The organism is Actinophytocola sp. (assembly GCF_036402745.1).
In the GTDB taxonomy this organism is placed as follows: Bacteria; Actinomycetota; Actinomycetes; order Mycobacteriales; family Pseudonocardiaceae; genus Actinophytocola.
Map to the genome: position 1 here is coordinate 1 of NZ_DASWSJ010000079.1, position 5267 is coordinate 5267.

The following is a 5267-nucleotide window of genomic DNA, read 5'->3' on the forward strand; positions in this document are numbered from 1 at the left end:
TGTCCGGCCTCGGCAACCGTCCGGTTACGGCGGGGACCCGTCCCGCCCGGATGATCTAGCGTCTGGTGCGACGAGGGAGGCGCCATGACCGCGGACCTGCTCGGGCGCGGGCCCGCGGCGTGGGTCGCCCTCGGGCTCGTGGTCGGGGTCGTCGTGTTCGGTGGGGTCGTGGTGCGGCGGGCCGGTGTGGTCGTCGTCGGGGCGGCGGCCGTCGGGTTGTTCTGGGGGCTCACAGTCGTTCCGGTTTGGTGGGCCTTCGGGGGTACGGCCGCCATTTATCTCCTCGTGCTCGACCGGCTTGCTGGGCGGGCCGAGCTGCGGCGGTTGCGGCGGGTCCGGCGGCTGGTTCCGCCGGAGCTCGGGCGCTGCCTGGCCACCCTGCCGGTCACCGTCACCGGGCAGCAGCACCGGCCGGGCGAGGGCGACGACTGCACCTGCCTCGCGGCGCGGATGGTGCCGGGCGGGCGGGCGGTGCTCGTCGTCACCACGACCTCGGTCTTCCTCCACGGGCGCGAGCACGCGGGGGAGCCGGCCCCGATCGGTGAGATCCGGGAGCTCACCCGGCTGCGGCTGACCCTCGGCGACCACTCCGGCCTGGCGCTGCGGTCGCGGCCGTGGCACGGCGCCGCCGTGTTCCTCGAGACGTTCCGCCGGCTCGCCGAGGACACCACACTCCGGGTGCTGCTCGTCGTCGCCGACCGCACCTCGGTGGGCTTCGCGGCGCTGCGGGACGAGGTGCGGCTCCCCGGCGGCCTCGTCAGCTCCAAGGTGGCGCGGCTCGGCGACGCCGGGATGCTCGACGTCCGCCCCGGCCGGCGCTTCGAGATCACCCCGCGCGGATACGCCGAGATCAGCGGACGCCTGCGGCACAAGCAGTTCGCCAACAGGTGAGAGAGCCGGTGACATGCGTGCGCCCGGAGCGTGGACGGACGCTCCGGGCGCGATCTCCCGGCAGGCGGTTGGCGTGCCGCACTGGAGAAAGCGCGCCGGGTGCCGAGGAGGAGTTGTTGAGATCAACGATCGCAGTCACCCCAATCGCTTCGCAAGCGAGTGTGACGTCAAACTTTCGATCCGCCGATAAGCACCGGTGATCACGGCCGCGGGCCCGACACCACGGCTGAGAAAGTTCGGGCACCTGTGTCGAGATCCGCCGGCCGGCTCCTACGTCTCCGGTGACAGGCGCCCGGTGGGGGCGCCCGGAGATCTGGAGTCACCGGTGACCGACCTCAACTTCCTGGCCGTGGCCGTCGCGACCGTCCTCGCGTTCGTGGCCAGCACGGTCTACTACTCCGTGTTCGGCACCCGGCGCACGGCGCTGCTGGACGCCGATGCCAAGGCCGCGCGGCGCCCGCCCGCGTGGAAGGTCGTCGTCGAGCTGCTGCGGAGCTTCGTCATCGCGACCACGCTCGCCGCCGCGGTCGCGGGGCTCGACATCGCCGGCCCGGGCGGGGCGCTCCTGCTCGGCCTCGCGGTGTGGGTGGCGTTCCCGGTCACGATCCTCGCGGGCTCGATCGTCTGGGACGACGTGCCCTGGCGGCTGGCCGCGCTCCACGCCGGCGACTGGCTCGTGAAGGCCGTCCTGGTCACGCTGCTGGTCGGCCTGTGGCGGTAGTCAGCGGCGCTCGGTGAGGCTGGTGCCGTAGCGGGCGAGCACCCGGGCGCGCAGGTCAGGGTCGGTGCGGGGGACGGGTTCGAGGAAGATCTCGTCCAGGTCGCTGATCCGCTCGGACAGCTCGCCCGCGATGCGCACGCACGCGTGCTCGAGGTCGCTGGAGGACAGGCCGTCGGCGAAGTCGATGCGGGCGCACAGCAGGATGCGGTCGGTGCCGGTGACCATCGTGAGCAGGTCCACGACCACATCCACCTCGGGCACGCCGCTCAGGTACTCGCGGATCTGCCGGATGATCGCCGGGTCGGCCTGGCGCCCGATCAGCAGGCCCTGGTTGGTCCGGCCCAGCAGGTAGGCGACGAACGCGAGCAGCACGCCGATCAGCACCGACGCGAGCCCGTCCCAGAACGCGGACCCGGTGACGTCATGCAGCGCGAGGCCGCCGAACGCGAGCAGCAGGCCGACGAGCGCCGCGCTGTCCTCGAAGAACACGGTCTTCACCGTCGGGTCGTCGGACATCCGCAGGTACTCGGCCAGCTTGCGGTTCTCGGCGGCGGACTCGGACCGGACCTGCTTCACCGCGCGCGTCCAGGAGATGCCCTCGAGGACGAACGCGGCGCCGAGGACCGCGTACCCGAGCCACGCGTCCGCCTGCGCGCGCTCCTCGCCGAAGATCGTGGTGAGTCCTTCGTACAGGGCGAACAACGCGCCCGACGTGAAGATCGACACCGCGGCCATCAGCGACCAGAAGTACCGCTCCTTGCCGTAGCCGAACGGGTGGCGCCGGTCGGCCGGGCGGCTGGACCGGCGCAGCGCCGTGAGCAGCAGCGCCTCGGTGAACGTGTCGGCCACCGAGTGTGCGGCCTCGGCGAGCATCGCGGCGGACCCGGTGATGAGCCCGGCGACGAGCTTGAGCACCGCGATGGCGAAGTTCGCCGCCAGCGCGACCAGAACGGTGAGCGTGCTCTCCGAGCGTTCCTCCGCCATCGCACTTCCCTGCGCCGGTGGGCCGGTCGACGGTTCGACCCTAGACCGGCAGGGGATCGCGGGCCCGTTCTACGAACGCTGTTCCGTCGTCGAGGACATGGCCACGACGAGGCCCCGCTCGTTGAACCGGACAGCGACGTCGAAACCGGGCCCGGTGATCTGCAGCCGCGAGCCGTCGGGGCTGAACGCCGCGCCGAGTCCGCGGCGCATCGCGTAGCTGTGGAACGCGCGGCGGTGGTCGGTGAGCGCCAGGTCGGTCAGCGACTGCTGGAGCACCCGCACGACCCGCGCCGGCTCGGGCGGCGGCAGCAGGAAGTCGGGGTGCTCGATGAGCACGGCCACCCGGGTGCCGCCGCCGACCTCGCCGTTGTAGGACGTCCAGGTGTTGCTGACGGCCTTGGCGGCCTCGGTGATGACGGTCAGCACCTGGTGCGGCTCGGTGGGCGAGCCGGGGAAGTCCTGGAACGGTGTTTCGGGTTCGGCGAGCTCGCGGATCCCGTACCGGTGCCCGAAGTCCCGCACGTGCAGGGCGAGCCCGACCAGCGGCGGCGGGTAGTCGGCGATCGCGTTGGCCCAGCTCCACAGCCAGGACGCCGGGCCGGGGGCGGCGCTGCCGAGGACGTGGAACCGGCCGCAGGTCCGGTTGACCACGCCGGTGAACTCGAAGGTCTGCGCCTTGAAGTCGGCGTACCAGGAGTGCTCGCCGAGCGTGTCGGCCAGGTGCAGCTGATGCTCGAGCGACAGGAGCGCGGCGTCGTCGAGCAGCTCGTGGAGGTTTGGCACGAGCGGACCTTACTTGTCTCCGCCCGCGCGCGGGCCGTCGTCGGCGGTGAGCACCCGGCGCAGCAGCCTGACCAGCGTCTCGCGTTCCTTTTCCGACAGCACGTGGAGGAACTCGGCCTGGGTCCGCTCGGCGACGGCGGCCAGCTTGCGCTGCAAGGACTTGCCGGTCCCGGTGAGCACGACCCGCTGGCGCCTGCGGTCGTCCGGGTCGCGCTCGCGGCGGACGAGCTCGCGGCCCTCGACGTCGTCGAGGTAGCCGACGAGGTGGCTGCGGTTGAGGTCGAGCCGGTCGGCGAGCTCGTGCTGGGGGAGCGGGCCGAGGTCGGCCAGCGCGGTGAGCACGGCGAAGTGCGGCAGCCGCAGGTCGTGCCCGGCGATGGCGTCGACCAGCATGCGGTGGCCGATCCGCCCCACGTGGCCGGCCAGGTAGGACGGCAGGGCCAGCAGGGTCGGCGGGCGCAGCTCGGTCATGGCCGGAGCATACCTTCTCGACGTAATAGTTACATCATGTAATGATGTCGTCATGCAACTAACTGCCCAGCGTGGCACGGCGGCGCCCTTCGCCGCGCTGCTCGTCGCCGTGCTCTCGTTCTCCCTGCTCCAGACGATGCCGGTGCCGGCGTTGCCCGATCTGCAACGCGCGTTCGGCGCCGGGCCGGTGACCGTGTCCTGGGTGCTGAGCGCGTTCCTGCTGACCGCATCGGTGGCCACCGGGCTGCTCGGCCGGCTCGGCGACATGTTCGGCCGGCGCCGGGTCCTGCTCGCGTGCCTCGCGGTGTCGGCGGCCGGCACGCTGCTGGCCGCCCTCGCCGGCTCGATCGGCGTGCTCATCGCGGCGCGGGCCGTGCAGGGCGTCGGCGCGGCGACGTTCCCGCTGGCGTTCGGCATCGTGCGGGACGGGTTCCCGCGGGAGCGGGTGCCGGTGGCGATCGGGTGGATCAGCTCGACGTTCGGCATCGGGTTCGGCGTCGGGCTGGTGCTGCCCGGGCTGATCGTCGACGCCCTGAGCTGGCAGTGGATCTTCTGGCTGATGCTCGTGGTGATCCTCGCCGGGCTGGTCGCCGTGTGGGCGTTCGTCCCCGACTCCCCGGCCCGGGCGCCGGGGCGGCTCGACTGGGCGGGCGCGGTGCTGCTGACCGGCGGGCTGGTCGCGCTGCTGCTGGCGATCGGCCAGCGGTGGGGGCTCGCGCCGAGGCTCGGGCTGCTCGCCGTCGCGGTCGTGCTGCTGGTGGTGTTCTGGGTCGTCGAGTCGCGGCTGGCGGCGCCGCTGATCGACGTCTCGCTGCTGCGCCGGCGGTCCGTGCTCACCTCGCACGTCACCGCGTTGATCATCGGGTTCGGCATGTACGGCGCGTTCACCCTGGTGCCGCTGCTGGTGGAGACACCGTCGCGGCTGGGCTACGGCTTCGACGCATCGGTCACCGGGGCGGGGCTGTTCATCATCCCGATGGCGGTGACGATGCTGTTCGCGAGCCCACTGGCCGGGCGGCTCGGCGCCCGCGTCGGGTTCAAGGTCCCGCTCGTGGCGGCGTGCGTGGTCGGCGCGGCCGGGTTCGTGGTGCTGGCCGTCGCGCACGACACCGCGTGGCCGATCTACCTGGCCAACGGCGTGCTCGGCATCGGGGTCGGGCTGGCGTTCTCGGCACTCGCCAACCTCGTGGTCGCCGCGGTCACCCCGGCGCAGACCGGTGAGGCGACGGGCATCAACACGATCATGCGGACCATCGGCGGCACGTTCGGCGCGCAGATCGCGTCGACGATCGTCGCGTCGTCGGCCGGGGAGTCCGGCTACACCACGGCGTTCTGGCTGTCCGCGGCCGCGCTGGCGGTGGCGGCGCTGTCCGCGCTGGCCGGCCCGGGCGGGCGCCGTGCCTGACTACGGCCACGA

General features: G+C 72.6%; 6 protein-coding genes. 3 read left to right on the forward strand and 3 right to left on the reverse strand.

Annotated features, from left to right (window positions below; all coding sequences use genetic code 11):
* Window positions 1-84 precede the first annotated feature (84 nt).
* Both VGD70_RS07865 and VGD70_RS07870 read left to right on the forward strand, forming a co-directional pair.
* Window positions 85-891 carry a hypothetical protein gene (locus VGD70_RS07865; protein ID WP_331079618.1) on the forward strand — a complete coding sequence of 269 codons (807 nt, stop codon included), beginning with the start codon at window positions 85-87 and terminating at the stop codon, window positions 889-891.
* A gap of 325 nt (window positions 892-1216) precedes the next feature.
* Window positions 1217-1612, forward strand: a complete 396-nt coding sequence (locus tag VGD70_RS07870; protein WP_331079620.1) for a DUF1761 domain-containing protein — start codon at window positions 1217-1219, stop codon at window positions 1610-1612.
* Here the strand turns inward: VGD70_RS07870 and VGD70_RS07875 are convergent, their stop codons facing one another.
* The 3 genes from VGD70_RS07875 to VGD70_RS07885 form a co-directional block, all read right to left on the reverse strand.
* Window positions 1613-2596 carry a cation diffusion facilitator family transporter gene (locus VGD70_RS07875; RefSeq protein ID WP_331079622.1) on the reverse strand — a complete coding sequence of 328 codons (984 nt, stop codon included), beginning with the start codon at window positions 2594-2596 and terminating at the stop codon, window positions 1613-1615.
* 69 nt (window positions 2597-2665) lie between these two features.
* Complete coding sequence (locus VGD70_RS07880) at window positions 2666-3379, reverse strand: DUF6882 domain-containing protein (protein WP_331079624.1); 714 nt, start codon at window positions 3377-3379, stop codon at window positions 2666-2668.
* 9 nt (window positions 3380-3388) lie between these two features.
* Window positions 3389-3850 carry a MarR family winged helix-turn-helix transcriptional regulator gene (locus tag VGD70_RS07885; RefSeq protein ID WP_331079626.1) on the reverse strand — a complete coding sequence of 154 codons (462 nt, stop codon included), beginning with the start codon at window positions 3848-3850 and terminating at the stop codon, window positions 3389-3391.
* A gap of 52 nt (window positions 3851-3902) precedes the next feature.
* Between VGD70_RS07885 and VGD70_RS07890 the strand changes: the two genes are divergently transcribed.
* Window positions 3903-5255, forward strand: a complete 1353-nt coding sequence (locus tag VGD70_RS07890) for an MFS transporter (RefSeq protein ID WP_331079627.1) — start codon at window positions 3903-3905, stop codon at window positions 5253-5255.
* Window positions 5256-5267: the final 12 nt, after the last annotated feature.

Bases quoted from the DNA above. Each gene is read 5' to 3' on its own strand.
- VGD70_RS07885 (WP_331079626.1), bottom strand. From the start codon at position 3,850: ATGACCGAGCTGCGCCCGCCGACCCTGCTGGCCCTGCCGTCCTACCTG.
- VGD70_RS07865 (WP_331079618.1), top strand. From the start codon at position 85: ATGACCGCGGACCTGCTCGGGCGCGGGCCCGCGGCGTGGGTCGCCCTC.
- VGD70_RS07875 (WP_331079622.1), bottom strand. From the start codon at position 2,596: ATGGCGGAGGAACGCTCGGAGAGCACGCTCACCGTTCTGGTCGCGCTG.
- VGD70_RS07890 (WP_331079627.1), top strand. From the start codon at position 3,903: ATGCAACTAACTGCCCAGCGTGGCACGGCGGCGCCCTTCGCCGCGCTG.